Raw genomic sequence first — 26,029 nt, forward strand, 5'->3', positions numbered from 1 at the left:
CCTATGTTCAATGACCTGAGTCGCCTCGGGAAATACCTCGGTCAGGCTGCACGCTTGATGGTGGGCATGCCTGACTATGACAACTACGTCGAGCATATGCAGATTACGCATCCCGATAAGCCGGTAATGACCTATGAAGCGTTCTTTCGGGAGCGCCAGGAGGCTCGTTACGGTGGCAAAGGTGGCCCGAAGTGCTGCTGAACCTCTGATGGATTGTCGTATTTGACCTCGCGCGCCACGCCTTGTCGTGGCGCGTTGCGTTGAGGGACAAACTGACAGGAAGCGCTTCCCGCAGACAATTGTGGACCCGGTGCAACGCCGCGAGCAGTCCAGTTTTTTTGGAGACGGGCGGTTCACTGACCCAGATCAACCGTCGCAAAATTCAGCCTGTTATAAATATCAGCCTATGCTGCACATGAAATTCGGGTTTCGGGTCGACAAAAGGGGTGAGGTTTGCTCCGTGAATGGCGTTGACGTTCAGAAAGTACCAGCCCCGGTTGACGTGCCGACAGGGAGCCCAATGTGATGGTTTACGCCTTAGTTTAGGAGTGACATTAGTGAAAGCTCTCGTTTATCAAGGTCCTGGCCAGAAATCCTGGGAGGACAAAGCAAGCCCTGTCATCGAAAAGCCTACTGACGCTGTTGTGCGAATCCTGCACACCACCATCTGCGGTACTGATCTGCACATCCTTAAAGGTGATGTTCCCGCCGTCACAAAAGGACGCACGCTGGGCCATGAGGGCGTGGGCGTAGTGGAGGAGGTCGGTTCGGCTGTCCGCAACTTCAAGAAGGGCGATCACGTACTTATTTCGTGTGTCACCTCCTGCGGTAGTTGCGCCAACTGTAAGCGTCAGCTGTATTCGCACTGTGCCGATGGCGGCTGGATTCTCGGCCACTTGATTGACGGTACCCAGGCGCAACAGGTACGCATTCCGCACGCGGACAACAGCCTGTACCCGATTCCTGCTGGTGCCGACGAAGAAGCGCTGGTGATGTTGAGCGATATTTTGCCCACCGGCTTTGAGATCGGCGTGCTGTCGGGCAAGGTCAAACCGGGTGATTCAGTGGTCATCGTGGGCGCGGGTCCGGTCGGACTGGCGGCATTGCTCACGGCCCAGTTTTATTCCCCTGCCACCCTGATTGTGGTGGATGCCGATCCAAATCGGCTAGAAGTTGCCAAGCGATTCGGCGCCACCCACACCATTGACATCAATGTGGAGAATGCTGTCGATCGAATCTTCGCATTGACCGATGGGGTGGGTGTGGATGTTGCCATCGAAGCCGTGGGCATTCCTGCCTCCTTCGATACCTGTCAGCAAGTGATTGCACCGGGTGGGCATATCGCCAACGTGGGTGTGCATGGCAAAAGTGTCGAGCTGCACCTGGAAAAACTGTGGATTCAAAACATCAATATCTCCACCGGTCTGGTCAACACCAATACCACGCCGATGTTATTGAAAACGGTGCAATCCGGAAAAATCGAGCCGGGCCAACTCATCACTCATCGCTTCAAACTTGACGACATCCTCGAGGCATATGAGGTGTTCGCCAACGCGGCCAAAGAAAAGGCTATCAAAGTGATTCTGTCTCAATAACGCGTCTTCGATCACTGCCCGATACCAAGGAAATCGTATGGATGATCAGGCACGCGTCACAGTGGGCACGTCCGCCGAGGGCTTGTTGCTTGTGATGAACGCAGGTTCTTCAAGCATCAAGTTTTCCATCTATCCATCCAGTCTGGATGATCAAGGACAACCCGTGGCCCGCGGTCACGGCAGTCTGGAGAGGCAGGGCAACGTATACCAGTTACGCTTTCGCGAGGTCGCCGGTGACGTGGATGTCGAGGAGCAGTGGCCGCAGTCGGATGAGTCGGTCACCGACGAGACGTTGGGTCGCCTGGTTGAATGGATCGAACGCTACACCGGTGACACGCTGGTTGCCGCGGGCCACCGGATCGTTCACGGAGGCGAACGAAAGCAGGTCGCCGCCTTGATCAATGCGACGGTATTGAGCGAAATGGAAGCGCTGATACCGATCGCACCCTTGCATCAGCCCCTGTGTCTGGCGCCCGTGCGGTATCTGGCGCGCGAGCACCCTCGACTGCCGCAAGTGGCGTGTTTCGATACTGCGTTTCACCACTCTCTGGATCGCCTGGAAACACTGTATGGACTTCCCCGCGCCTTGAGCGAGGAGGGTATACGTCGTTATGGGTTCCATGGTCTTTCCTACGAATACATTGCGAGTGTCTTGCCGGGCTACGATTCACGTGCGGCGGCGGGTCGGACCATCGTCGCCCACCTCGGTAATGGCGCGAGTTTGTGTGCCCTGCGCGGGGGACTCAGTTGCACCACCAGCATGGGTTTTACCACGCTGGACGGCATCCTTATGGGCACTCGCCCAGGCCATCTGGATCCTGGCATCCTGCTGTACCTCTTACGCGAGCGAGGCATGACGGTTCAGGCGCTTGAGCATTTGCTTTATCACGAGTGTGGCGTGCTGGGTGTCTCTGGCGGAATTTCCAGTGACATGCGTGAACTGTCTGCCAGCCAAGCCCCGGAAGCCAAAGAGGCGATTGATGTCTATGTGCGCACCATCGTGCGCGAAATAGGGGCGTTTGCTGCCGTGTTGGGCGGGCTTGATGCGCTGGTGTTTACCGGCGGCATCGGCGAACACGCGGCCGCTATACGTGCCAGCGTTATCGAGGGCTGCGCCTGGCTCGGGCTGGAGATCGACGAGCGGGCCAACCGGGAGCACGGGCCCTGCCTGTCGCACCCCGGCAGTCGCGTGGCGGCCTGGGTGATTCCCACCGATGAAGACAACGTAATTGCACGTCATACCTTGCAATTGCTGCACGCCGGCACCGAATTTCTGGCGGCAAAAAAGAAAACTGAAAGTTATTGAATTAACCACTCCCTATACGTTCCATTCCTGAGTCGTCGAGCGGTTGTCTGTCAGCCCGCGGATACGAATGGATTGCCAACACAACGATATAAGGAGAAAGCGATGAAGCAGTTGAAAGTGGCTTCCAGCATTGCTGCACAGGCCTGTTTTCTGACCTCGCGACACGTTGTGGGTTTTGATCAGACTGATTTGACCGACATTGCCGCCGCCGTTCTCACGACGGAAGACGTGCGCAATGGAATGATCGAGGTGATCAGTAATTCCGGATTCGATATTCCTATTTTCTTTGCGGTTACCGCGCAGGACAAGTTCTCTCGTAATACGCTCCCCGGCATTGAAGATGTGTTGTTGCAGATCAGTGGCGTGTTCGATTTGGGCAGCGACAAGGCCGAGTTCTATGGCGATAAGCTGGAAACTGCTGCCCGTCAGTATGAGGAGAATCTGCTCCCGCCTTTTTTCGGTGCGCTCAAGCGCTATGAGGAACGTGGCAACTCAACGTTTGCTTGCCCCGGTCACCAAGGCGGACAGTTCTTTCGCAAGCACCCTGCCGGGCGTCAGTTCTTTGAGTTTTTTGGAGAGACGCTGTTTCGCTCCGACCGCTGTAACGCCGATGTAGAAATGGGGGATCTGCTGATCCACGAAGGCGTGGCGCTGGCTGCCCAGCAACGCGCGGCTCAGATTTACAACGCAGATAAAACTTACTTTGTCCTTAATGGCACCTCGGCGTCGAACAAGGTCGTGACCAATGCGCTGCTGACGCCCGGGGATGTGGTGCTGTTCGATCGAAATAACCACAAGTCGGTGCATCAAGGCGCTTTATTCCAGGCGGGCGCCACGCCGCTTTATCTGGAAACCGCACGCAACCCCTACGGTTTTATCGGCGGTATCGATGCGCACTGTTTTGACGAAACGTACCTGCGTGAGCGTCTGCAGGAAATCATGCCCGAAAAAGCCGCTGCACCAAGGCCGTTCCGGCTGGCGGTGATTCAGCTGGGGACCTATGACGGTACGATTTATAACGCCCGTCAGGTAGTCGACAAGATAGGCCATCTCTGCGACTACATTCTGTTCGACTCGGCCTGGGTGGGCTATGAGCAATTCATTCCCATGATGCGCGACTGCTCGCCCATGTTGCTGGAGCTGGGTCCTGACGACCCCGGCATTTTTGTGACGCAATCGATTCACAAACAACAGGCCGGTTTCTCTCAAGCATCGCAAATCCACAAAAAAGACCGTCACATTAAAGGGCAGGATCGCTACTGCAATCACCATCGCCTCAATAACGCTTTCATGGCGCAGGCGTCGACCAGTCCGTTCTATCCGCTGTTTGCCTCGCTCGATGTCAATGCCCGCATGCACAGCGGCCGCAGCGGCCTGCGTTTGTGGAGCGAGTGCGTACGCGCCGGTATTGAGGCGCGCAAGTTGGTGATGGACAACTGCACATTGATCAGACCGTTCGTGCCGCCGACTATCGATGGCAAATACTGGCAGGATTATTCCACCGACGAAATTGCCAGCAACCTCAAGTTCTTTATGTTCCACCCCGATGAACGCTGGCATGCGTTCGAGGGGTATAACGAGCAGCAATACTTTATTGACCCGTGCAAGTTGTTGTTCACCACGCCGGGCATTGATGCGGTCACCGGCCAATACACAAGCTTCGGGATCCATGCTGGCATCCTGGCGACTTTCCTGCGTCAGAACGGGATCGTGCCGGAGAAAAGCGACCTGAACTCGATTCTGTTTCTGCTTACGCCCGCCGAAGACAAAGCCAAGATGCACCACCTGGTGGCTCAGATCGCCCGGTTCGAGCGGTTTATCAAAGACGACGCGCCGTTGAGCAGTGTATTGCCCGGTATTTATGCCGCGCACGAAGCCCGTTACAACGGTTACACCATCGTTCAGTTGTGCCAGGAAATGCACACCCTGTATGCGCAGCATGACGTCAAGCAGTTGCAGAAAGAGATGTTCCGGCAGTCGCACATGCCCGTAATCGCAATGGGCCCGCGCGACGCCAATCTTGAGTTCATCCGTGGCAACGTTGAGCTCATTCCTCTGGAAAGCGCGCAAGGGCGTATCGCCACAGAGGGCGCGTTGCCTTATCCGCCAGGCGTACTGTGCGTGGTGCCCGGCGAGGTCTGGGACGGTGCGGCGCTGAAGTACTTCCTCGCACTCCAGGACGCTATCAATCAGTTCCCGGGGTTCACCCCAGAGTTACAGGGCGTGTACCTGAAACAGGAAGACGATGGCCGCCTGCGGGCTTACGGCTACGTCCTCAAGCAGTAACGACTCATCACCGTGGACGCCCACCAATCGGTGAGGCGTATCGATTAAACATGTCGTCGTTTCGGGCTGTAAAAAGGGGTGGAACATGGGAACTGCAGTTAAAAAGATGAGTGTGGTGCAGCTGACCGTGCTGACGGCCGTCAACATGCTCGGGTCGGGCATTGTCATGCTGCCCAGCAAGCTGGCACAGGTCGGGACGATATCGATTTTTTCCTGGATCGTGACCGCGCTGGGCTCATTGGCACTGGCGTATGCGTTTGCCAAGTGTGGGCGCTTCAGCCGCAAGGCTGGCGGTATGGGGGGGTATGCCGAGTACGCATTCGGGCGTTCGGGCAACTTCATGTCTAACTACACCTATGGCGTATCGCTGCTTATCGCCAACATTGCAATCGCTATTACGGCGGTGGGCTACTCGGTCGTTCTGTTCAAAACATCGCTGTCACCCGTTGCCACTGCAATAGCCGCTATCGCGCTGCTCTGGGTGACGATGTTTGCCAACTTCGGGGGGGCAAGGATCACCGGTCGGATTGGCAATATCACCATTTGGGGGGTCATCCTGCCGGTTGTCGTCCTTTCGATAATCGGCTGGTTCTGGTTCGACTTCTCAACCTATCGAGCTGCCTGGAACCCTCATAACATGCCGTTTATGGAGGCAGTAGGGGCCTCTATCTCGATCACCTTGTGGGCTTTCCTGGGGCTCGAGTCGGCGTGTGCCAACACCGATGCCGTCGAGAACCCGGAGCGTAATGTGCCGATTGCCGTGCTGGGGGGAACCTTGGCTTCAGCGGTGATCTACATCGTCTCGACCAACGTGATTGCCGGGATGATTCCCAATGCCGAGCTGGTCAGCTCGACTGCGCCCTTTGGTCTGGCGTTCGCCACGATGTTTACGCCTCTGGTGGGCAACATTGTCATGGGCCTGATGATTGTGGCCTGTATTGGTTCGTTGCTGGGATGGCAGTTCACCATTGGCCAAGTGTTCAAGAGCTCGGCGGATGTCGGGTACTTCATGAAAATCTTCGGCAAGGTGACCAAAACCGACACGCCTGTCGCCGGCATGCTCGTATTGCTGGCATGCCAGACAGCGTTGTCGTTCATGACGATCAGCCCGGACCTGAGCGGGCAGTTCGACCGACTCGTCAACCTGGCGGTGGTGACCAATCTGGTCCCCTATCTGATGTCCATGGCAGCCTTGATGACAATTCAACAAGCCGCAAACGTAACCCCGCGCCAGGCGTTACTGGCTAATATTGTCGCTTACATTGCCGCAGCCTACAGTTACTACGCACTCTTCAGCGCCGGTGCAGACGCGATGATGCTGGGTGGCATTGTGACAATGTTGGGTTGGACATTGTACGGTACTGTTTCCCGACGTTTTATGAAGGACGGGAGCCCTCATCCAGTCGGCGAAAAGCTACCGGTTTGATAATCAAGGAACACTGAAGGGCAGTAGACAGTGTGCAACTGTCTTCTACAGTCAGACTGCTCTCGGGCAGTCTGTTTGCAATCGACCTGCTGTTGCGGAAAACGTCTACAACGCCGTCCTATGGAGTCGTCATGTATATTTTCAACCCGCTGCTGTCCAGCGCTGATAACCCGTCAGCCGTACCGATCGCGTCGCCTGAACTTAACGACGTCGGTCCACTCTCAGCCGACCTGCTTGATCGCATGCACCGTTACTGGCTCGCCGCCAATTACCTGTGTGTCGGGCAGATTTACCTCAAGGCCAACGCGCTGTTGCGCGAGCCCCTGACTGCCGAGCACATCAAGCCGCGCCTGCTGGGACACTGGGGAACATCGGCGGGTCAGAACTTCATCTACGTGCACTTGAACAGGCTCATCAGTGAGCAGCATGTCGAGATGGTTTATATCTCTGGGCCCGGACATGGCGGCCCTACACTCAATGCCTGCGCCTGGCTGGAGGGCACTTACAGCGAGGTGCATGCTGAGATAACGCCGGACGAGGCGGGCATGTTGCGGTTTTTCCGCAGCTTCTCCACGCCGGGCGGCGTGCCCAGCCACTGTGGTCCGCACACGCCCAATTCCCTGCATGAGGGCGGCGAACTGGGTTATTCGCTGGTGCATGCCTTCGGCGCTGCGTTTGACAATCCCGAGTTGCTGGTGACCTGCGTGATTGGTGATGGCGAGGCCGAGACCTGTCCACTGGAGGGCAGCTGGAAGAGCATCCGTTTTCTCAATCCTCGCAACGATGGTGCGGTGTTGCCGATTTTGCACCTCAATGGTTACAAAATCTCAGGCCCTACCGTGGAAGCGCGCACGGACGATGCCGACCTTGTCGAGCTGTACCGTGGACGCGGTTATGAACCGATTATTGTCGCGGGCGACGATTTGCCAGGCATGCACCAACGTTTCGCGGCGGCCCTGGACGCGTCCTACGCCAGCATACGTAACATCCAGCGCCGTGCTCGGAGCGAGGGGCTGGCCCAGCGCTTGCGTTGGCCGATGATTATTTTGCGCAGCCCCAAAGGCTGGACCGGGCCGAAGGTGGTCGATGGTCTGCCGGTCGAAGGCACGTTCCGCGCGCATCAGGTGCCACTGGCCAATGTGATCCAGAACCCACAACACCTGGCCCAGCTCGAGGCCTGGATGCGCAGCTATTCGCCACAGACGCTGTTTGATGACAACGGTGCGTTGGTGCCTGAGCTGCAAGCACTGACCCCGCCAGCCGCGTTGCGTATGGGCGCTGTTCCTCACGTCAACGGCGGGCGGGTGCTTACGGCGCTGGACTTGCCAAACTTTGCCGACTATGGCCTGGAAGTGCCAGGGCCAGGCGAGGTGATTGCTGAGGCGCCGCGCAAGCTGGGCGAATACCTGCGTGACGTGATTCGCTTCAACCCTGCCAACTTTCGCGTGTTCGGGCCGGATGAAACCAACTCCAACCGACTCAATGCGGTGTTTGAAGCCACCAACCGAACCGCTGCGGGACCGGTACTCGAAATCGACGATCACCTCGCGCCCAATGGCCGGGTGATGGAGGTGCTCAGTGAGCATTTGTGCGAGGGCTGGCTGGAGGGTTATCTGCTCACGGGGCGCCACGGCATGTGGTCGACCTATGAGGCCTTCGCCCAGGTCGTCGACTCAATGGTGACGCAACATGCCAAATGGTTGCAGCAAAGTCGCGAGTTTCAGTGGCGCCGCCCGTTGGCCTCGCTCAATGTGCTGCTCACCAGCCATGCCTGGCGCAACGACCATAATGGTTTCAGTCATCAGTCCACGGGCTTTGTCGACAATGTGTTGCAACGTCGTTCCGACGTGGTGCGGGTGTACTACCCGCCGGACTCCAACTGCCTGGTCAACGTGTTCGACCACTGCTTGCGCAGCCGTAATTACGTGAACGTGGTGACCTGCGGCAAGCAGCCGGACTTCCAGTGGCTGGATTTCGACGCCGCGCTGAAGCATTGCTCTCAAGGCGCATCGATCTGGAATTTCGCCAGCAGCGATGAGGGTGATGATCCTGATGTGGTGTTAGCGTGTGCGGGCGATGTACCGACCACCGAGGCGGTGGCGGCCGCATGGTTGCTGCAAAAGCATGTGCCCGGCATTCGCGTACGGCTGGTCAATGTCGTGGACCTGTGCATCCTCAGCAACCCGGAAACGCGCCCTCACGGTATGGACCATGGGTCGTTTGAAGCGTTGTTCACCCGCGATGCGCCGGTGATGTTCGCCTTCCACGGTTCTACCTGGGTCATCCACTCCATGGTGCATGGCCGGGCCAACGAAGCCCGCTTCCATGTTCGCGGTTTTTCTGACCGGGGCACCACGACTACGCCGTTTGACATGGTGGTGCTTAACCAGATGAGTCGCTACCAACTGGCTATCGACGCATTGAGTCATGTGCCGCGCCTGCGTGCTCATAGCCAGGACGCAGTGAGTTACTTCGAAAGCCAATTGCGCAAGCATCACACGTACATTCGCGAGCACTTCGAGGACCTTCCCGAGATTCGCAATTGGCACTGGACCGCTGACTTCAGCCAGCCGGACAGCCCGCCGCCATTAGCCAAGGGGCATGTCAGAGGCCAGCTCTTTACCGATGCCTGAGCGGTTTCGACATCCGGTCACGCTTGAGGTGTGGCCGAACCCCAGTTGTCCCCAGTTCGTATAAGGGCCAGTCCATGCAGTCTCCTTGCAACGATCTTGATCCGAGCTTTCAAACCCTGCGCCAACTGGCGTTTGATCAGTCCATCCGTTGGTCGTGTCTGAATGATGATATCTGGCGCAGTCTCGACCATGAATTATGGGAACTGACCCACAACCCTTGTGTGGTGCTCAACGCGGTTTCCGACCAGAAGATCAACGTCCTGCTGGGCAACAGTCATTTTCATGCGCGGGTTACCCGCATCGCCGAGATCCATCGGGATATCCTCGCTCAGCCCTCATGGTTCGAGCGCGAACACCCAGACGCTGATTTGCATCAAGTGGCCTACTTCTCCATGGAGTACATGCTCAGCGAGGCACTGCCGATTTACTCGGGGGGGCTGGGCAATGTCGCGGGCGACCAGTTGAAAGCCGCCAGCGACCTGGGTGTTCCGGTGGTGGCTGTCGGCATGCTTTGGCAGCAAGGGTATTTCCGCCAGGAAATCGGTTTTCAGGGTGACCAACAAGCCTTGTACCCGGTCAATGACACGCGCCAATTGCCGGTGGAGCCCTTGTTGCGCCCGGATGGCAGCTTGTTACGTCTGTCCGTGCAATTGCCAGGTCTGACGGTCTGGGTACGGGGTTGGCAGGCAACGGTGGGGCGTAATAAATTATTGCTGCTCGACAGTAACGACCCGGCCAATCCACCCCCGTTCCGGCTGATCACCGGTGAGCTGTATGGCGGCGATGTGGAGATGCGTCTTCGCCAGGAGGTGGTGCTGGGTATTGGTGGATGGCGTTTGCTGGAGGCCGCAGGCTACACGCCGGATGTCTGTCATCTAAACGATGGCCACGCCGCTTTCGCTGCGCTTGAACGGGCCCGCAGCTACATGCAAGCGAACAACGTCGGGTTCGATGTCGCGATGACCGCCACCCGTGCCGGTAATGTGTTCACCACCCATACACCGGTCGAGGCTGGTTTTGACCGTTTCCCCCCGGAGTTGATCGGCAAATACCTGGGGCGCTATGTCGAAACTGAACTGGGCCAGCCGTTGTCGGCCATTCTGGCGCTGGGACGGCAGAACGCTGGCGATGCGCAAGAACACTTCAATATGGCGTTCCTGGCGACGCGTTGTGCGGGTGCGGTCAATGCAGTGAGCCGCCTGCATGGGGTAACCAGCCGGCACATTTTCCAGGGTTTGTTTCCACGCTGGCCCCGTGATGCCGTACCGATCGGGCACGTGACCAATGGCGTTCACTTGCCGACATGGGTATCACTCGAAGCCGAGTCGCATTGGCAAGCCTTGCACGGGGGGGATTTGCCTTGGCGCGGCACCAGTGAGTCGCGGGTCAGCGAGTTGCTGGAGCAGGTCGATGATGGGCATATCTGGCGTTTGCGCGAGCAGGCCAGGACGCTGTTGTTCGAGTTCGTTCGCACCAATCTGGCACGCAGCGAGGCCATTCACGGTGCCTCACTGGAGGCCATCGAGTCGGCGGGTGCCTTGTTCAATCCGCAGGTATTGACGCTGGGCTTTGCCAGGCGCTTTGCCTCGTACAAACGGCCTAACCTGTTGTTGCAGGACCCCGACCGGCTGCTGCGCATTCTCAACCATCCAACCCGGCCGGTGCAGTTGCTCATCGCCGGCAAGGCGCATCCGGCTGACATCGTCGGGCAGCAGATGATTCGTGACTGGTACGCGTTCATTCGCCGTCCGGAGGTCAACGGGCGTGTGGCTTTCCTCGAAGACTACGATATGCGCGTGGCACGCCATTTGGTGCAGGGGGTCGACGTTTGGGTCAACACCCCACGCCGTCCGTGGGAGGCCAGCGGCACCAGCGGGATGAAAGTCCTCGCCAACGGTGGATTGAACCTGTCCCAGCTCGATGGCTGGTGGGCCGAAGCATGCTCAGAGGAGGTGGGCTGGGGGGTTGGCGATGGCGCCGAGCATACTGACGATTACGACAGTGTCGACGCTACCCAGCTCTATTCGTTGCTTGAGGATGAGGTGGTGCCTGCCTTTTATGAGCGCGATGCAGAGGGCATTCCCAGGCAATGGATCCGGCGCATGCGCTGCAGCATGGGAGCGCTGGTGACACAGTTTTCCGCTGATCGGGCCGTACGCGACTATACCCAATATTATTATTTGCCCGCCGCAACGGCCTACCGGGCGCGCGCGGCGGACGAAGGCCGACTGGCCGTGCAACTCACTCGTGGGCGCGAGGATCTGAGTGTTCGTTGGGCTCATATCCGCTTTCTGCACCTGGACATGCACCAGCAGGAGGGTCATTACGCTGCAGCGTTACACATGGACCTTGACGGACTGTCCCCGGACCAGTTGCGCGTGCAACTGTATGCCGAAGGCCTGGCGGGTGCGCCCGCTGATGTTCAGGACATGGTGGTCGACCCGATGGCACTGCCTGGAGGTGTTTTGATCTATCGCGCCGAGGTGCCTGATGATCGTCCCGCGCTGGCTTACACCGCGCGCGTGATCGTCAATGACGCCACTGGGCTGGCGGTCCCGCTGGAGGTCGGGCTCATCGCCTGGCAGCGTTAACGTGCTGTTCACCGCGCCAGCCTACAGGCGCTGAACGTCCCATACCGAGGCCTGCGCTTGCAGGCTTCGAGTCACCTTTTTATCTGACTGGAAGACGCTATGTCCCTTGATCAGCAAAATCGCCTTGGCATGAAAGCACTGCTTATCCATGAAGATCTTGCGGCCAATACGGCGGCGGGCCGCGCCGTCAGGCAGCTGGCGCAAGAGCTGGAAAAACGCCAGGTTGAGGTCCTGCTGGCACAGTCGGCGCTGGATGCCGCGATCCTGATTCACTCAGACCCGATGGTGCAATGCGTGTTGCTTGATTGGGAGTTGGCCCTCGACGACAGCCATGCAATCGCCAACAGCGTATTGGATGCTGTGCGTGAGCGCAGCGAGACGCTGCCGATTTTTCTGTTGGCTGATCGCAACAGTGCCGCGACCATCCCGCTTGACGCCATGCAGAAATCAGATGACTTCATCTGGCTGCTGGAAGACACCACCGCGTTTATCAGCGGGCGCATTGTCGCCGCGATTCAGCGTTACCGTGAGGCCGTGCTGCCACCGATGTTTGGTGCGCTGGTGCGCTTCTCGCAAGTGTACGAATACTCTTGGCACACGCCGGGACATACCGGCGGTACAGCGTTCCTGAGGTCGACGGTAGGTCGGGCTTTTTTCGATTTTTTTGGCGAGAACCTGTTCCGTTCGGACTTGTCGATTTCAGTGGGCGAACTGGGCTCATTACTTGATCATTCTGGTCCCATCGGCGCCAGCGAAGTGTACGCAGCGAAGGTCTTCGGCGCTCATCGCACGTATCACGTCACCAATGGTTCATCGACCTCCAATCGGGTGATCCTGATGGCCAGCGTCACGCGTGACCAGGTGGCGTTGTGTGATCGCAACTGCCACAAGTCGGTCGAGCACGCCATGACCATGTCCGGGGCGATTCCGACCTACCTGATTCCCTTGCGAAATCACTACGGTCTGATCGGGCCGATACCTCCCCAGCGCCTGAGCCCCGAGGCCGTGCGCGACGCCGTGGCGAGCAATCCACTGGTGCGTGACGGGGTGGACCCGACACCGATGCACGCGATTGTCACCAACTCCACCTACGACGGCCTTTGTTACAACGTGACCCGGGTCGAGGCGTTGCTCGGCCAAAGCGTCGACCGTCTGCATTTCGACGAAGCCTGGTTCGGTTATGCGCGCTTCAACCCGATCTACCGCGAGCGTTTCGCCATGCACGGCGAGCCAGCCGACTACAGCGCGGACAGGCCGACAGTGTTTGCGACCCAATCCACACACAAGTTGCTGGCGGCGCTGTCCCAGGCCTCGATGATCCACGTTCGCGATGGTCGTCGGCCTATCGAACATGCGCGGTTCAACGAGGCGTTCATGATGCATGCCTCGACCTCGCCGAATTACGCAATCATCGCCTCCAACGATGTCAGTGCGGCAATGATGGACGGCCCTGGTGGCAAAGCCCTGACGGGCGATGCGATTCGCGAGGCGATTGCTTTTCGACGCATGGTGCCTCGACTCAACGAAGAGTTCCAGGCCCGGGGCGAGTGGTTTTTCAATGTCTGGCAGCCGGACACCGTCATCGATCCCGAGAGTGGCGAAGTGGTGCCTTTCCATACTGCCGATGAGGCCTTGCTGGCGAGTGACCCTGAGTGCTGGGTGCTAAAACCCAATGCAGCCTGGCATGGTTTCGGTGACATCGAAGACGGCTACTGCATGCTTGACCCGATCAAAGTGTCGATCACCACACCCGGGATATTGCCCGGTGGCGGCATGAGCCAGCAGGGCGTTCCTGCGGTGGTGCTCAGCGCCTACCTGGACCGGCAGGGCATCGTGGTGGAGAAAACCACCGACTTCACCATTCTGTTCCTGTTCTCCATCGGTGTGACCAAAGGCAAGTGGGGTACATTGGTCAGCACCTTGCTGGACTTCAAACGTGACTACGACGCCAACGCGCCACTGGACAATGTGTTGCCAACGCTGATCGCCGCGCACCCGCAACGCTACCGTGACATGGGGCTGCGCACACTGTGCGACACCATGTTCCAGGCCATGTCCGAACTGCGCACCACTGAATCGATGTCTCGGGCATTCTCTACCTTGCCTGTGCCTCAATTCAGTCCGGTCGCGGCGTATGAGCAACTGGTGCGTGGCAATATCGAAGTCCTTACCCTCGAACAAATGGCGGGCCGCACCGTGGCGACCGGGGTAGTGCCATATCCGCCTGGCATCCCGCTGCTGATGCCTGGCGAGAGCGCAGGGGCGGCGGATGGTCCGATTCTCGGCTACCTCAAGGCGCTGCAAGAATATGACCTGCGCTTCCCGGGTTTCACCCATGACACCCACGGCGTCGAGGTGGAGGATGGGCGTTATTTAGTCCGATGCATTAAATAATCCCCAGAACGGACCGGGCGACAGGGAGGGCGGCTATGCTGAAATCATGGCTGCCAATCGCTATAGGCGCGCCGCTCGGTGCCGGCCTTGTTTCAGCTGATTAGCGCACGCTAAAAGGGGTTGGATCATGAAAGGTTTTCTGGTGATTTTCTTCACTCAGCAGAATCGTCGCTATCGCGGAAAAATGCTCGGTGACTGGGTCGTCGACCTGGCCAAGGAGCTGGGGCTGCGCGGCGCCACGTTGTCGACGGGCATAGAGGGGTTTGGCCATACAGGCCAGTTGCATTCAACGCACGTTTTTGAACTTGCCGATCAACCTATCGAAATTCGTCTGGCGATTAGCGAAGACGAGTGCGCGCGTCTTTTCGAGCGTCTGGAGGCCGAGGACATCTCCTTGTTCTACATAAAAGCGCCGATCGAGCTGGGGACTGTCGGCAAAAAATCCGACAAGCCCCTTAGTTGACGGGGAGTTCCAGCGTTGCGCAGAGACCGCCGCCCGTAAGGTTATCCAGACTTATCCGACCTCTCAGACGAACCGCAATCGTTTGTACAATCGTCAGTCCAAGCCCTGCGCCCTGGTCGTTACCTCGACTGTAAAAGCGCTCAAAGAGCCGCTCACGCTCCGCCTCGTTGATACCCGGACCCTGATCTTCGACAGCCAGCTGGAAGTGTCCATCGACTTTTGTCAGGCGGACGGTGATCAGGCCATGTTCCGGAGAAAAGTTCGCGGCGTTGGTCACCAGGTTATTAAGCGCGATGTTAATCGCCACTGGATCGGTGTGGGTGATGTAGGGGACATCGCTGACATCGAAAGACAGCTCAAGGCCCTTGCTCAGCAACCAGGGCGTCAGTTGAACCAGTCCCTCTCGCACAGTCGCCGTCAGGTCAACGGTTTGCAGGGGCGGTGCTATCGACTGGGGTTCAAGCCTGGCCATGGTCAGCAACTGGTTAACCAAACGGCTGGTGCGGTCTACACCGACGATCAGGTATTCGAGTGACTCTCGTTTTTCTTCCTCAGTGCCCGCTTCCAGCAAATTCTGCGCATGCACCCGAAGTACCGCCAACGGTGTACGCATTTCATGGGCCGCATCGGCAATGAAGCGTCGCTCTCGTCCCAACACCTCCTGGATTTGCGAAAGCATTCGATTCAGCGCCGCCTGCATGGGTTCGAGTTCGCTGGGCAGCGGCTCGATTTGCAGGGGCTCCAGGGAGCCGGAGTGTCGAGCGCGCAGGGTCGCGGCCAAATCAGCCAAGGGCTTGAGTCCCCAACCAATCGCCAGCCACATCACCGAGACGAGGATAAGGCTGCCCAACAGATTTGGCCAAAGGGTGTGCTGAACGATACGGTCGACCAGATCCGTTCGCACATCGTTACGCTCGCCGACCCAGATGTGCAGCCCGTACTGCACATCGTCGAGAATAAATGTTCGCCATTGATGATTTTTCAGGTCAACGACATCGCTGAACCCTGCCTGGGAAGGCGGGTGAGTAAAGGTGGGGGCGCTGGCAGTGTGTACCAACAGTTCGCCTTGATGATTCCATACTTGAAAAGCAATCTTGCTCTCATAGGGATGGCCATCGAGTTTGGGCGAGGCTTGACTGAGTGCCTGGTTAAAAGCCTGGTACAGCGCTGAGTGGTCCTTGCTGGCCATTGGCATGCGCATGACGCCTTGCAGCAGGCGAGCGTTCTGGGCTAGCTGCGCGTCATAGACTTCGGCAATTTCATGATTGCTGTCATGCAGGTTGAAGAAACTCATGATCAACAGGCCGACAAGCAACAGGCCAAGAATCAAGGTCATGGTGCGCTTTCTGATTGAGGTCATCGGCGCTCTTCAACCAGGTAGCCGACACCGCGAATGGTCCGGATTAAATCAGAACTGAATTTCTTCCGCAGATTGTGAATATGCACCTCGAGGGTATTGCTTTCCGCTTCTTCGTTCCAGCCGTAAAGCAGCTGGATCAATCGTTCGCGGGTCATTACCCGACCTGGGGGAGACAGCAGTTCATAGAGCAACTGGTACTCCTTGGGTGTCAGCGCAACCGGTGCGCCATGGTAGGTCACCTGCTGGGTGCTTGGGTCCAGGCTGATGTCGGCATGCTCGATCAGCACCCGGGCGCGTCCCGCACTTCGACGCAGCAGCGCGCGCAGGCGGGCTTTCAGTTCGGCAAGGTCAAAAGGCTTGACCAGGTAGTCATCGGCGCCTGCATCCAGACCGGCAATCCGGTCTTCGGTGGCATCGCGCGCGGTGAGGATCAACACGGGCAGCGTGGAGCCGCTCTGGCGTAACTGGCGCAGCACTTCGAGACCGTCCATGCGGGGCAGCCCCAGGTCGAGTACGGCCAGATCAAAGGTTTCGGTGAGCAGCGAATGCAGAGCGCTGCTACCGTCTTTAAGCCAGTCAACGGTGTAACCCTCTCGGGTCAAGGCCTGATGAACACCTTCGCCCAGAGCGACGTCATCTTCGATAAGCAGTAGACGCACAGCTGACTCCTGTCAGTTAATTTTCTTGTTTACCTCGCCAAGCAATACCTGGATCTCCTGGCGGCGACCCGTATCGGCGGTTTCCCGGCCGGGACGTGGGGGCGCTTGCAAGGCTTTGAGCAAGGCAGCCTTGGCTTCGACATAACGACCTTGACGATAAAGGTGGTCACCCCAAAAGTACAGGCTGTCTATGCCTGTCGGATTGAGTTGCAGGCCTTGTTTCAAGAGCTGTTCGGCTTTTTCCGCGTCACCGAAGCCGATGGGCCAGCCGGGAACGCGATCATAGAGTGCTGCGAGGCTGGTATAGGCGGAGCCTTGCAACGCATTCGGGTCCAGTGTCATCGCTTTTTCGAGATCGGTGCGCGCGACCTTGACCTTGCCCAGTGCCCCCAGTCCGCCTTGAGCACCGGCCCAACTGCTGGTAACGATGCCGGACCAGATCCAGGCCTCGGCAACGGACTGCCGAGACTGAGTGAACGCCGACGCTTGTGCCGCAAGCTTTTCAAACGCAGCAGCACGTTGCTCGGCTGGCAATTCGTACTGGATATGGGCCCAGCTTTGCTGAATGGCAGTCAGGCGCTCCTGATCTGCGCTTTCCAAGGCCCACGCCGGGCTGCTCAATACGCCGAAAAGTAGGTAGATACAGAGCTTTTTCATGGTTTTGATTTCTCTTTTTCTTGCCGGACACTGAGTCGCCGGATCAAGGGCAGTTGTTTACGCAGGCTGCGGTCCACAAGGTTCGGCAGCAGGCTGTTCAAACGGACGAAGAAGCGTTCAGGCCAGCCCAGGTAGAGCTCGCGACGATCACCGGCAATCGCATGGACAACCGCCTGAGCGACGATGTGTGGGTCGTCGACGTTTGATTTCAGTGCATCGGTCAAGGCTTGTGCGGCGGGGCTGTTCATGGAGGTGCGCGTCGCACGGGGCGCCACGTACAGCACGCCAACCCGGGTATCGGCCAGCTCGCGACGCAGGGCTTCGGAGAACCCGCGCAGCGCGAACTTACTCGCGCAATAGCTGGCGTAACCCGGGAAACCAATGGAGCCATAGGTGGACCCCACATTGACGACCATGGCGCTTTCAGCGTCTTTCAACAGAGGCAGAAACGTGCGTGTCAGGCAGATGGGGACGCTGATGTTCAACGCCAGCATGGCGTTGATTTCTGCATCGTCCAACTGTTCGAGCATGGCGAAGTGGTTGACCCCGGCAGCATTGATCAGCATGTTCACACCGCCCATTTCCTCGGCCGTGGTGAATACCTTTCTACGGTCAGTGGTCGTTGTAAGGTCGGCTGATACCCAGCGCAGATTGTGCGGATAAAGCGCGAGTAACCGCTCAAGTGGCGCTTTATGTCGAGCCACCGCTAACACCAGAGCGCCTTTTGCGCACAGCGCATCGGCGATGGCCAGGCCGATCCCGCCGCTGGCACCGGTCAGGACGACCCTGGCCTCAGAGAGTTGCATGCACATTCTCCTCGGCCGCTGCGCTCGGCAGGGCACGGAACATGTCGGCGTACAGTTTGTAGACGACTTTCGAGGCGTGGATGACGGCGGCCTGGTCGGCCTGGTCGGCCGGGTCTTCCAGGCGATCCATCAACCGGCGATAGGTCTGCATGTGCGCCACGTCCAATGAACCGTGAGAACTCAAATAGCTGAAGGCAGTGGCGGGAAGCTCAAGGTGTTCGCGAATACTGTCGGCGGCATGTGTGGCCAGCGCGATGCTGGTGCCCTCGAGTACGTTGACCATCCCGAACAGGCCGACGGGATTGTCCCGCGCGATCAAGTCATAGAGGAAACTGACCATCAACTCGATCGGCAGCTCTGGACGTCCTTCGCGGACAGCATCGGCGTCGCCGCCGCAGGCCGAAATGTCATTCAGAATCCATTGTTCATGGCCGTACTCTTCGTCGATGTACTCACAGACGGCCCCACGCAGCCATTCCAGGCGGATCGGCAGGCGGGCACCACACGCCATAAGCAACGGGACCGTGTGTCGAACGTGGTAATAGGCTTGGGTCAGAAAAGCGCGATAGCTTTCCAGGCTGACCTGACCAGCAAGGGCTTGGCGAATGATGGGTAAGCTAAATAATTCCTGGCGTTCGCGCTGGGTGGCTTCTTGCAGTGTGTCGAAGAAACTCATGATGCTGATACCTCAGGGTAAACCGATGAAATGAGTTGATGCCGGTAGCGTTCGAGAATGGCTTCGCGCCGTGGACGACCATTGGCGGTGAGCAGGCCGTTGGCCGGGGTAAAGGGTTGTTCCAGACGCGTCCATTGATGAACCTGGGCGTAGTCGGGCAAGTTTTCGTTGGCCTGGGCGACGGCGGCGGTGATTTCCTCGTCGGTGCAGTCCGGTTTGTGCGGCCACAGCAGCGCGTGGTTACGCGGCATTGCTTCGCCATACACAAAAGCCTGGGCGATATGACTGCGTTGTGTCAGCTCGGCCTCGACCCATTCGGGATTGACGTTGCGACCAAAACTGGTCACGAATTGATGCTTCTTGCGGCCGTTGAGGTAGAGATAACCCTCCGCGTCAAATTCGCCCAGGTCACCGCTGTGCCACCAACCCGTGGCCTCAGGCGCTTCGCCCAGATAACCGAGCATCGGAGCGCCGCCAATCAGCACTTCCCCGTCCTCAGCAAGGCGGACCTTCACATGGGGCAAGGGCTTGCCGACACTGCCCAGGCGGTTGGCGCCGGGATGGTTCAGGCACACCACCGAAGCGCATTCCGACAAGCCATAGCCCTCAAAGACCGGCAGGCCGATCCGTTGTGCGCGCAGCAACAATTCAACCGACACCTTGGCCCCGCCCACCGCTGCGAAGCGCAGTGTCGAGGCGTTGAATGCGCCGAGCTCAGCCGCGTTGACCAATAGCAGAAGCAGTTGCGGCACCAGGATCAGACTTTCGGGACGCCGTTCGGCAAGAGTGCCGAGCAGGCGGGGGATATCCACGCCACTGGCGCCCTGAATCCCGAGTTTTTTCTGACTCGGCAAGCTTAGCGTGGCGCCCGCATAGAGCGCGGCATAGCACCCCAGGTTTTCCAGGAGAATGGCCAGGGGAAGCAGGGCGAGGTGATGGCGGGACTCGGTAGCGCGGCTGGCCAGGTCCAGTTCCCTGGCCACCCTTAGCAGGCTGTCGGCACTCAGGCATACGCCTTTTGGGGTTCCGGTGGTGCCTGAGGTGAACGTCAGCTTCGCGGTGCCTTGGGGCATGCGCGTTGTGCCGGAAAACGATCGGCGCCAGAACTCTCCGACCTGTGTATAGCCAGCCGTTGTCAGTTCAGAGGCCTGATCGGTGTCGGCGATGACCAGCTCGGCCTGGCTTTGCTCCAGGCAGTGGTGACGTTGTGCGGGGCTGAAAAAAGGCGGCAACGTCAGGCAGGTGAGCCCTTCGAACAGTGCTGCAAGATCCCAAAGCAGGGCATTAGGGCCGTTCTCCAGGGCCAGGGCAACCACGCTGACGCGTTCTTCGCTCAGGCGCTGTTGCCGATAGACGACTTCTGCGTACAGGGTGGCGTAATCCAGCCGCTGCTCATCCCCCCATAACGCCAAGGCGTCAGGTCTTTCTTCGGCATGGTGGCGAAGAATCTGTTTGAACCCTTCCAGTTCAGGCGACATGGCTGATCATCTCGGACGTCGATGGCAAACCGAGGCGATTGAATAGCCCCACATTGCGCAAATGAATGAAGCCAGCGCGAATATTGCCGACATGCACAGACGGCTGGCTTTGGTAATAACTGCCCCAGGCATGTTGCTCTTCACCCAGTCGCTGCGGGTCGGCGGCACAGAGGGTCACGGGGCGTAATCCCAGGCGATGGAAGCTATTGACCAGTCCAACGTTGCCGGTAAACGCCACCCACTCCAGTCCGCTCATGGCCAGTAGCCAGGTGAGGGTGATGATGCTCAGGCGTGCACTGCCGGTATCGCTTGCGGCGAGATTGCCGACCTCGACAATACCTATTCGGTCAACCGGGCGGTCGGCGGCGGCACAGATCAATGGTTCGATGGGTTCATCCAGATAATGCTCGAGAAACAGCGGTCCTGAAGCTGCCAGACGCACCCCGGCAACGGCGCTCAGCCCGCCCGCTGAATTGCTCAACCCGAACAGCTCAGGCATGAATTGGCGGATCTCGGCCCCGTGGGCCAGGTGGAAGCGTTGTTGAATATAAGCTTCGAATTCTGAGCGTTTTGGTTCACCTGGCAGGGCCCTGACCAAGCTCATGTCAGGTGCGTCGGTGTTGCCGAAATGCAGGGGTAACCGGATGTTCCAGTCGAAACCTGGCATTGAAAGAACTCCTCCCGTGGGTAGTCAGGTTCAGAGTATCGGCGCCAATTCTTAGCGAAGTCTGAAGGTTCGCCCACGTACGTCTAAGGTCGTATCCGGTCAGTCTTCAGACTGGCTTAAGACTCGTCAGCCAAGGTGCTGAAAGCCCAAATGACTGGGGCAGCACACCACGACACTTGAGAGGTCCGCTCATGAACAACCGCGCAGTGCCGCAACGTTATGGAAAACTATCGATCACCCTGCACTGGCTGATGCTGGCGCTGTTCGTCGGTGTCTACGGTTGTATTGAAATCAAGGGGCTCTTGCCGCGAGGGCATGCGCTGAAGGGGATGTTTCTCGGGCTGCATTCACTGTTCGGGTTGGCGATCTTCGCGCTGGTCTGGGTCCGGTTGCTGGCCCGTTTGAAACCCAGTCCGCCCATTTTGCCGCGTCCACCGGGCTGGCAGATCGGCATGTCACACCTGACGCACCTGGCGCTTTACGGGCTGATGATCGCTACGCCGATACTCGCTTGGTTGATGTTAGGTGCAGGGGACAAACCGATCCCTTATTTCGGTTTCGTGCTGCCTGCGCCAGTCAGCGTCGATCCCGCATTAGCCCGCCAGTTCAAGGACTGGCATGAGTTGATCGGCAGTGCCGGTTACTGGCTGATCGGGTTGCATGCGGCGGCAGGGCTTTTTCACCATTACTGGGTGGGCGACAACACCCTGAAGCGGATCTTGCCAGGACAGCGGCCTGAATAGTTGCCGCGTCCTGGATAGAGCTTGCCGGGCCTCAGACTCCGCTGAGTGACAACGCCGCCAGTGCGCCGATCAATGCGGGCGGCATCACCAGAATGCCCAGGCGCAGGAAGTCGATAGCACTGACGTGTTCGCCTTCGCGGCGCACGGCAATAAGCCACAGCAGCGTAGCCAGCGAGCCGGTAATTGACAGGTTTGGCCCCAGGTCGACACCGATCAATAGCGCACTCGTGATGGCCGTGGGCAGATGATCGATCTCGCCCACCGACCCGGCGATCAGGCCTGCTGGAAGGTTGTTGACCATGTTGCTGGCGATGGCCACGATGATCCCGGCACCCCAGGTCGCCTGGAGGGTGGAGTGTTCGGCCAACGACGCCAATGCATGCGCCAGGGTATTGATCACGCCTGTCTGCGCCAACCCCTCGACCAACACAAACAAGCCTGCCACCAGCGGCAGCACGCCCCAGGACACGCCCTTGAGCACCGGTAGCGGGTTCAGACGCTGGCGCACGTGGATAAGGCTCGCGGTCGCGAGCCCGGCACAGAAGGTCGGCAGGCCCAATTGCAGGTCAAGCGCCGACGCCAACAGCAACAGCACCGCAGTCAGTACGATGCCGAATGCGGTCAGACGTGCGCCGCTCGACAGCGGTTGAAGGGTAATGACGGTTTCCAACGGCTTGCGCAGATGATTGCGCTGGGTGAAGCGCAGCACGATATAGGTCAGGCTGATCGCCGCGATGGAGGGCAGGGTGAACTGCCACAGCCAGGTCATCAGTGGTGGCATGTGGCTGCCGAAAACCACCAGGTTGGCAGGGTTGGAGATGGGCAATACAAAGCTTGCTGCGTTAGCGATGAAGGCGCAGACGAACAGGTAGGGCAGAGGCTCTGCCTTGGCCGCTTTGGCCGCGGCGTAAACGGCAGGGGTCAGTACCACGGCGGTGGCGTCGTTAGAGAGAAATATCGTCACCAGCGTGCCGACCAGGAACACCAGGTCGAACAGTCGTTGCCCCGAACCCCGGGCATGTTGCGCTGCATACATGGCCAACCAGTCGAAGAGCCCCTCCTGACGCGCCAGTTCAGCCAGCACCATCATGCCAATCAGAAACAGATAAACATCGCTGCCCTTGGCCATCGCCGCCAGAGCCGAGTGGAGCGGAATAAACCCCAGACTTGTGAGTAACACGGCGGCACACACCGCCCAGACATACTCAGGCACCCGCCATGGGCGCAGGATAATCCCGCAGGTTGCCAGGGCCGCCACTGTCCAGATGACCATAGTTGGATCGAATGCAGGCATTGTTTTTACTCAGGCGTGAGGCTAAAGGCGAGATAACGGGAATCGATCATCGCGAGGCAATCGGGATGATTTTAACGGCAGATCGGAGGGGGGTGTTCCGAGCCCAATGCAACGTTTCGGGCATGGCCAGCCATAGTAAAAGAAATGCCACTGCGGCAATAGCGGCGAGTGTCAGGAAAGCAGCGCTGTAACCCGCTTGCTGCACCACCAGCCCTGCCAGCCCCGTGCTCAGTGCTGCGCCCAGACCAAACACGGTCGAGAGCGCGCCGAGGCTGACGTTGAAGCGGCCGGTGCCATGCGTGAGGTCCTTCACGACCAAGGGAAAAAGTGCGCCAAAGATGCCTGCGCCAACACCGTCGAGCATCTGCACGGCGACCAGCCAATAGGGATCATCGGACAGGGTGTAGAGCACCCCGCGCAATGGCAGGATCAGGAAACCAGCGAGTAGTAGCGGTTTGCGTCCCCATTGATCGGCCTTGGCACCGACCAGCAACGCGGCAGGGACCATGACCAATTGGGCAGCGACAATGCAGGCGGAGGTCAGCGGAGTGGCCATCAGCAAATTGACCAGCGCCAGCTTCTGGCTCACCAGCGGCAACATCGCGGCATTCGCTAGGTGGAACAGCGCACAGCAAATGGCGAACAGCAGCAAAGGTTTGTTGGTCAGCAACACGGCCAGGCCCAAGGGATGGTCCGTCTGCGCGGTTTGACCGGGGTCGAAGCCTCTGGCGATGTCATGGTCGATAGCCCGCGCCGAGACGAAACTGACCGCAATCACACTGCCAAGTGCCATGGCGGCCATCAGGTAGAACACGGCGACAGGGCCGAACAGATAAGCAAACCCACCCGCCAGCAGTGCCGCACAGGCGTTGCCGGCATGGTTGAAGGTCTCGTTGCGCCCGGTTCGACGGGTGAACGCTCTCGGTCCGGTAATGCCCAGTGAAATCGCAGCAATTGCAGGGGCGAACACCGATGCCGCTATTGCGCTGATGGCTTGGGTCAGCGCCACCAGGCTGAACGAGCTCAGGAAAGGCAGCACCAGACAGCTGGCAGTGACCAGCAGGGCTGCAATCACGATGACCGCACGTTTGCTATGGGTTCTATCGATCAACGCTCCGGCCGGTGTCTGAGTCACCAGCGCGGCAATCCCGGCCAGGGTCATCACCAAGCCAATGCTGGCCGGGTCCCAATGGTGTACGGCCAGCAGGTAAATCGCCAGATAGGGTCCTAGTCCGTCGCGTACATCCGCGAGAAAGAAGTTGAGTCCGTCCAGAGAAAATCGGTTTCTGCGGTCTGAGGGAGTGGCCAAGGATGTTCTCTTTAAAAAGGGCAACGCACGACAGCGTGAGCAGTGCCCTGCCAATGACCTGTCGAGCCCCGGTTTAGTTTCACCGAACCGCACTTATAACCGAGAACCGGGCGGGTGGGGCGCGAGGTGCAGTACTTAAGTTTCGATCCATGTTGTAACGGTAGTCTTACACCTTGCTTGGCGGGTTATACCCGCCAACCTAAAGCACTGACACATTGCGGCCAAGGCAGCGTATGGCTGAGGGCCAGACCTTTTGATAATCGCCTCCGACATCTCGTCCCTGTTGCGGAGCGCGCCATGCACAACAATAAGAATTTTCAACGTCGATTCCTGCCTGTGCTTATTGCCGGCCTGTCCACCCTCAGTTTGAGCCAACTGGCCAATGCCGAGATCATGCTATATGACAAGGACCAGACGACATTTTCCACCGACGGTTACGTCAACACCTTCTACGTGAACAGCAAAGTTGACCGGGCGGGCGACCAATATGATCGTAACCAGGCACGGGTGAAAATGGGCTTCTTGCCCAACTACATCGGCTTCAACATGGGCAAGCAAGTCGATGACCTGAAGCTGGGCGCTCGTGCGTCGCTCTGGGTCACCATCAACGATAGCCAGACTGATGGCACGGCTACCGCCATTGATGTCCGCCAGTTCTACGGCACCGTCGCCAAACCCGAGTGGGGTGAGGTATTGATCGGTAAGGACTTTGGCCTGTTTGCACGCTCCAACATCCTGCTCGACGAAATGCTTTCCGGCTATGGTCAGGTCAGCGATAGCCTGGGCCTGGTAGACGGTGGCGGGGTGTCGTTCGGCAACATCGGTACCGGTTATCCGTACCCGTTTCCCACCTCGCAGATCACTTACCGCACGCCGGTCATGGACGGTCTGCGGGTCGCAGTGGGCATCATGGACCCTGTTGACACCAACGACAGCAGCGCACTGGGCAAGGCATACCAGAAGAATCCACGGACCGAGAGCGAGGTTACTTACCAGTTCGATGTGGCCGGGGCGAAGATCTACAGCTGGGTCAACGGCAGCTATCAAACCTCGGACAACACCGATTCGAGTGTGAATTCGGTCACGTCAAAAGGGCTGGGTTATGGGGTTCAGGCGAAGATGGGCGGCTTGTCTCTGACCGGTTCGGGTTTCCAGGCCAAGGGTATCAACCCGTTCTTCACCAACAATGCCGGCAAGGCGACGTTGCGTGAGGTAGACAGCGTTGGTTACCTGATGCAGGGCTCCTACAAGCTGGGCAAGAACCGCCTGGCGCTGTCGTACGGCAAAACCAATGACGATGGCAACGGGGTGGTCGGCAGCGGCGCCGATTACGATACGCGTGGTATCGCGCTGTTCCATGACGTCAACGACAGCCTCAAATTGGTGGTCGAGTACAACCAGTTCAAAATCCGTGGGCATGACACCGTCGCCCAGAACGAAGACACCAATACCTTTGCGGTGGGTGCTGTCCTGACCTGGTAATCAGACGGGATTCACACGCGACGCCTAGTCAAAGGCCTGCTTTCACAGGGAATATTCACTCCCCTGTGGACGCGGGCTTTTTTGCGCAAGCGTTATGCCAGGCACCCTGAGTCTGTTTAAGCGCCTCAATGTGGCGGTCTCATCCTATCGGAGTGGCTACCCACTACCCAAGTAGGATACGGGGCCGGGTCCAGTCTTCGTAGA

The 26,029-nt window shown here is 58.6% G+C and carries 20 protein-coding genes; 11 read left to right on the forward strand and 9 right to left on the reverse strand.

Translation table 11 applies throughout. The features are described from left to right. Nucleotides 1–3: 3 nt before the first annotated feature. The 9 genes from AC1MEA_RS19180 (at nucleotide 4) to AC1MEA_RS19220 (ending at nucleotide 14,694) form a co-directional block, all read left to right on the forward strand. Nucleotides 4–201, forward strand: a complete 198-nt coding sequence (locus tag AC1MEA_RS19180) for a YbdD/YjiX family protein (RefSeq protein ID WP_219059949.1) — start codon at nucleotides 4–6, stop codon at nucleotides 199–201. A 356-nt stretch (nucleotides 202–557) separates the two neighbouring features. Next, entirely contained in the window at nucleotides 558–1,595 is a 1,038-nt protein-coding gene (locus AC1MEA_RS19185; protein WP_219059948.1) for a zinc-dependent alcohol dehydrogenase family protein, read from the forward strand. 37 nt (nucleotides 1,596–1,632) lie between these two features. Then, nucleotides 1,633–2,901, forward strand: coding sequence for an acetate/propionate family kinase (locus tag AC1MEA_RS19190; RefSeq protein WP_449635752.1), 1,269 nt, complete (start codon nucleotides 1,633–1,635; stop codon nucleotides 2,899–2,901). A 102-nt stretch (nucleotides 2,902–3,003) separates the two neighbouring features. Then, entirely contained in the window at nucleotides 3,004–5,187 is a 2,184-nt protein-coding gene (locus tag AC1MEA_RS19195) for an ornithine decarboxylase (protein ID WP_219059947.1), read from the forward strand. Between the two features lie 85 nt (nucleotides 5,188–5,272). Next, the gene (potE, locus tag AC1MEA_RS19200; RefSeq protein ID WP_449635753.1) at nucleotides 5,273–6,613 is read left to right on the forward strand and encodes a putrescine-ornithine antiporter; all 1,341 of its coding nucleotides are present in this window, start codon (nucleotides 5,273–5,275) and stop codon (nucleotides 6,611–6,613) included. 131 nt (nucleotides 6,614–6,744) lie between these two features. Next, entirely contained in the window at nucleotides 6,745–9,246 is a 2,502-nt protein-coding gene (locus AC1MEA_RS19205; protein WP_219059945.1) for a phosphoketolase family protein, read from the forward strand. A 74-nt stretch (nucleotides 9,247–9,320) separates the two neighbouring features. Then, the gene (glgP, locus tag AC1MEA_RS19210; protein WP_219059944.1) at nucleotides 9,321–11,837 is read left to right on the forward strand and encodes an alpha-glucan family phosphorylase; all 2,517 of its coding nucleotides are present in this window, start codon (nucleotides 9,321–9,323) and stop codon (nucleotides 11,835–11,837) included. 99 nt (nucleotides 11,838–11,936) lie between these two features. After that, on the forward strand, nucleotides 11,937–14,231 hold the full coding sequence (locus tag AC1MEA_RS19215) for an Orn/Lys/Arg family decarboxylase (protein ID WP_480417089.1): 2,295 nt from the start codon (nucleotides 11,937–11,939) through the stop codon (nucleotides 14,229–14,231). A 127-nt stretch (nucleotides 14,232–14,358) separates the two neighbouring features. Then, nucleotides 14,359–14,694, forward strand: coding sequence for a DUF190 domain-containing protein (locus AC1MEA_RS19220; protein WP_219059942.1), 336 nt, complete (start codon nucleotides 14,359–14,361; stop codon nucleotides 14,692–14,694). On the opposite strand, the gene AC1MEA_RS19225 is transcribed toward AC1MEA_RS19220, so the two are convergent. From AC1MEA_RS19225 to AC1MEA_RS19255, 7 genes are read right to left on the reverse strand one after another with little or no spacing between them, the layout of a single operon-like run. Beyond that, complete coding sequence (locus tag AC1MEA_RS19225; RefSeq protein ID WP_219059941.1) at nucleotides 14,687–16,054, reverse strand: ATP-binding protein; 1,368 nt, start codon at nucleotides 16,052–16,054, stop codon at nucleotides 14,687–14,689. The two genes, AC1MEA_RS19220 and AC1MEA_RS19225, sit on opposite strands and share 8 nt — an antisense overlap. Beyond that, a complete protein-coding gene (locus AC1MEA_RS19230; RefSeq protein ID WP_219059940.1) occupies nucleotides 16,051–16,713 on the reverse strand; it encodes a response regulator in 663 nt (220 codons plus the stop codon). The genes AC1MEA_RS19225 and AC1MEA_RS19230 overlap by 4 nt, the downstream gene beginning before the upstream one ends. 12 nt (nucleotides 16,714–16,725) lie before the next feature. Further along, nucleotides 16,726–17,370 carry a tetratricopeptide repeat protein gene (locus AC1MEA_RS19235; RefSeq protein WP_480417090.1) on the reverse strand — a complete coding sequence of 215 codons (645 nt, stop codon included), beginning with the start codon at nucleotides 17,368–17,370 and terminating at the stop codon, nucleotides 16,726–16,728. Next, entirely contained in the window at nucleotides 17,367–18,176 is an 810-nt protein-coding gene (locus AC1MEA_RS19240; protein WP_480417091.1) for an SDR family oxidoreductase, read from the reverse strand. The genes AC1MEA_RS19235 and AC1MEA_RS19240 overlap by 4 nt, the downstream gene beginning before the upstream one ends. Beyond that, on the reverse strand, nucleotides 18,163–18,852 hold the full coding sequence (locus AC1MEA_RS19245; RefSeq protein ID WP_480417092.1) for an iron-containing redox enzyme family protein: 690 nt from the start codon (nucleotides 18,850–18,852) through the stop codon (nucleotides 18,163–18,165). The genes AC1MEA_RS19240 and AC1MEA_RS19245 overlap by 14 nt, the downstream gene beginning before the upstream one ends. Continuing rightward, nucleotides 18,849–20,330 (reverse strand): AMP-binding protein, encoded by a 1,482-nt coding sequence (locus tag AC1MEA_RS19250; protein ID WP_480417093.1) that lies wholly within the window; start codon nucleotides 20,328–20,330, stop codon nucleotides 18,849–18,851. The genes AC1MEA_RS19245 and AC1MEA_RS19250 overlap by 4 nt, the downstream gene beginning before the upstream one ends. Then, nucleotides 20,320–20,997: a thermostable hemolysin gene (locus AC1MEA_RS19255; RefSeq protein ID WP_480417094.1), complete on the reverse strand. Its 678-nt coding sequence runs from the start codon at nucleotides 20,995–20,997 to the stop codon at nucleotides 20,320–20,322. Before AC1MEA_RS19255 ends, AC1MEA_RS19250 begins: the two co-directional genes overlap by 11 nt. A gap of 191 nt (nucleotides 20,998–21,188) precedes the next feature. On the opposite strand from AC1MEA_RS19255, the gene AC1MEA_RS19260 reads away from it, so the two are divergent. Continuing rightward, a complete protein-coding gene (locus AC1MEA_RS19260) occupies nucleotides 21,189–21,740 on the forward strand; it encodes a cytochrome b (protein ID WP_219059934.1) in 552 nt (183 codons plus the stop codon). A gap of 31 nt (nucleotides 21,741–21,771) precedes the next feature. On the opposite strand, the gene AC1MEA_RS19265 is transcribed toward AC1MEA_RS19260, so the two are convergent. Both AC1MEA_RS19265 and AC1MEA_RS19270 read right to left on the reverse strand, forming a co-directional pair. Further along, complete coding sequence (locus AC1MEA_RS19265) at nucleotides 21,772–23,034, reverse strand: arsenic transporter (protein ID WP_480417095.1); 1,263 nt, start codon at nucleotides 23,032–23,034, stop codon at nucleotides 21,772–21,774. A 46-nt stretch (nucleotides 23,035–23,080) separates the two neighbouring features. Then, nucleotides 23,081–24,343 (reverse strand): MFS transporter, encoded by a 1,263-nt coding sequence (locus AC1MEA_RS19270; protein ID WP_480417096.1) that lies wholly within the window; start codon nucleotides 24,341–24,343, stop codon nucleotides 23,081–23,083. A gap of 297 nt (nucleotides 24,344–24,640) precedes the next feature. Between AC1MEA_RS19270 and AC1MEA_RS19275 the strand changes: the two genes are divergently transcribed. Beyond that, nucleotides 24,641–25,825 (forward strand): porin, encoded by a 1,185-nt coding sequence (locus tag AC1MEA_RS19275; RefSeq protein ID WP_219059931.1) that lies wholly within the window; start codon nucleotides 24,641–24,643, stop codon nucleotides 25,823–25,825. Nucleotides 25,826–26,029 lie beyond the last annotated feature (204 nt).

The sequence above is a fragment of the Pseudomonas sp. ASL8 genome, from assembly GCF_056680355.1.

What these genes read in the sequence shown, in the direction of transcription:
- AC1MEA_RS19180 (WP_219059949.1), top strand. Translation starts at nt 4, where the DNA reads ATGTTCAATGACCTGAGTCGCCTCGGGAAATACCTCGGTCAGGCTGCA.
- AC1MEA_RS19190 (WP_449635752.1), top strand. Translation starts at nt 1,633, where the DNA reads ATGGATGATCAGGCACGCGTCACAGTGGGCACGTCCGCCGAGGGCTTG.
- AC1MEA_RS19195 (WP_219059947.1), top strand. Translation starts at nt 3,004, where the DNA reads ATGAAGCAGTTGAAAGTGGCTTCCAGCATTGCTGCACAGGCCTGTTTT.
- potE (WP_449635753.1), top strand. Translation starts at nt 5,273, where the DNA reads ATGGGAACTGCAGTTAAAAAGATGAGTGTGGTGCAGCTGACCGTGCTG.
- AC1MEA_RS19205 (WP_219059945.1), top strand. Translation starts at nt 6,745, where the DNA reads ATGTATATTTTCAACCCGCTGCTGTCCAGCGCTGATAACCCGTCAGCC.
- glgP (WP_219059944.1), top strand. Translation starts at nt 9,321, where the DNA reads ATGCAGTCTCCTTGCAACGATCTTGATCCGAGCTTTCAAACCCTGCGC.
- AC1MEA_RS19215 (WP_480417089.1), top strand. Translation starts at nt 11,937, where the DNA reads ATGTCCCTTGATCAGCAAAATCGCCTTGGCATGAAAGCACTGCTTATC.
- AC1MEA_RS19220 (WP_219059942.1), top strand. Translation starts at nt 14,359, where the DNA reads ATGAAAGGTTTTCTGGTGATTTTCTTCACTCAGCAGAATCGTCGCTAT.
- AC1MEA_RS19225 (WP_219059941.1), bottom strand. Translation starts at nt 16,054, where the DNA reads ATGACCTCAATCAGAAAGCGCACCATGACCTTGATTCTTGGCCTGTTG.
- AC1MEA_RS19235 (WP_480417090.1), bottom strand. Translation starts at nt 17,370, where the DNA reads ATGAAAAAGCTCTGTATCTACCTACTTTTCGGCGTATTGAGCAGCCCG.
- AC1MEA_RS19240 (WP_480417091.1), bottom strand. Translation starts at nt 18,176, where the DNA reads ATGCAACTCTCTGAGGCCAGGGTCGTCCTGACCGGTGCCAGCGGCGGG.
- AC1MEA_RS19245 (WP_480417092.1), bottom strand. Translation starts at nt 18,852, where the DNA reads ATGAGTTTCTTCGACACACTGCAAGAAGCCACCCAGCGCGAACGCCAG.
- AC1MEA_RS19250 (WP_480417093.1), bottom strand. Translation starts at nt 20,330, where the DNA reads ATGTCGCCTGAACTGGAAGGGTTCAAACAGATTCTTCGCCACCATGCC.
- AC1MEA_RS19255 (WP_480417094.1), bottom strand. Translation starts at nt 20,997, where the DNA reads ATGCCAGGTTTCGACTGGAACATCCGGTTACCCCTGCATTTCGGCAAC.
- AC1MEA_RS19260 (WP_219059934.1), top strand. Translation starts at nt 21,189, where the DNA reads ATGAACAACCGCGCAGTGCCGCAACGTTATGGAAAACTATCGATCACC.
- AC1MEA_RS19265 (WP_480417095.1), bottom strand. Translation starts at nt 23,034, where the DNA reads ATGCCTGCATTCGATCCAACTATGGTCATCTGGACAGTGGCGGCCCTG.
- AC1MEA_RS19275 (WP_219059931.1), top strand. Translation starts at nt 24,641, where the DNA reads ATGCACAACAATAAGAATTTTCAACGTCGATTCCTGCCTGTGCTTATT.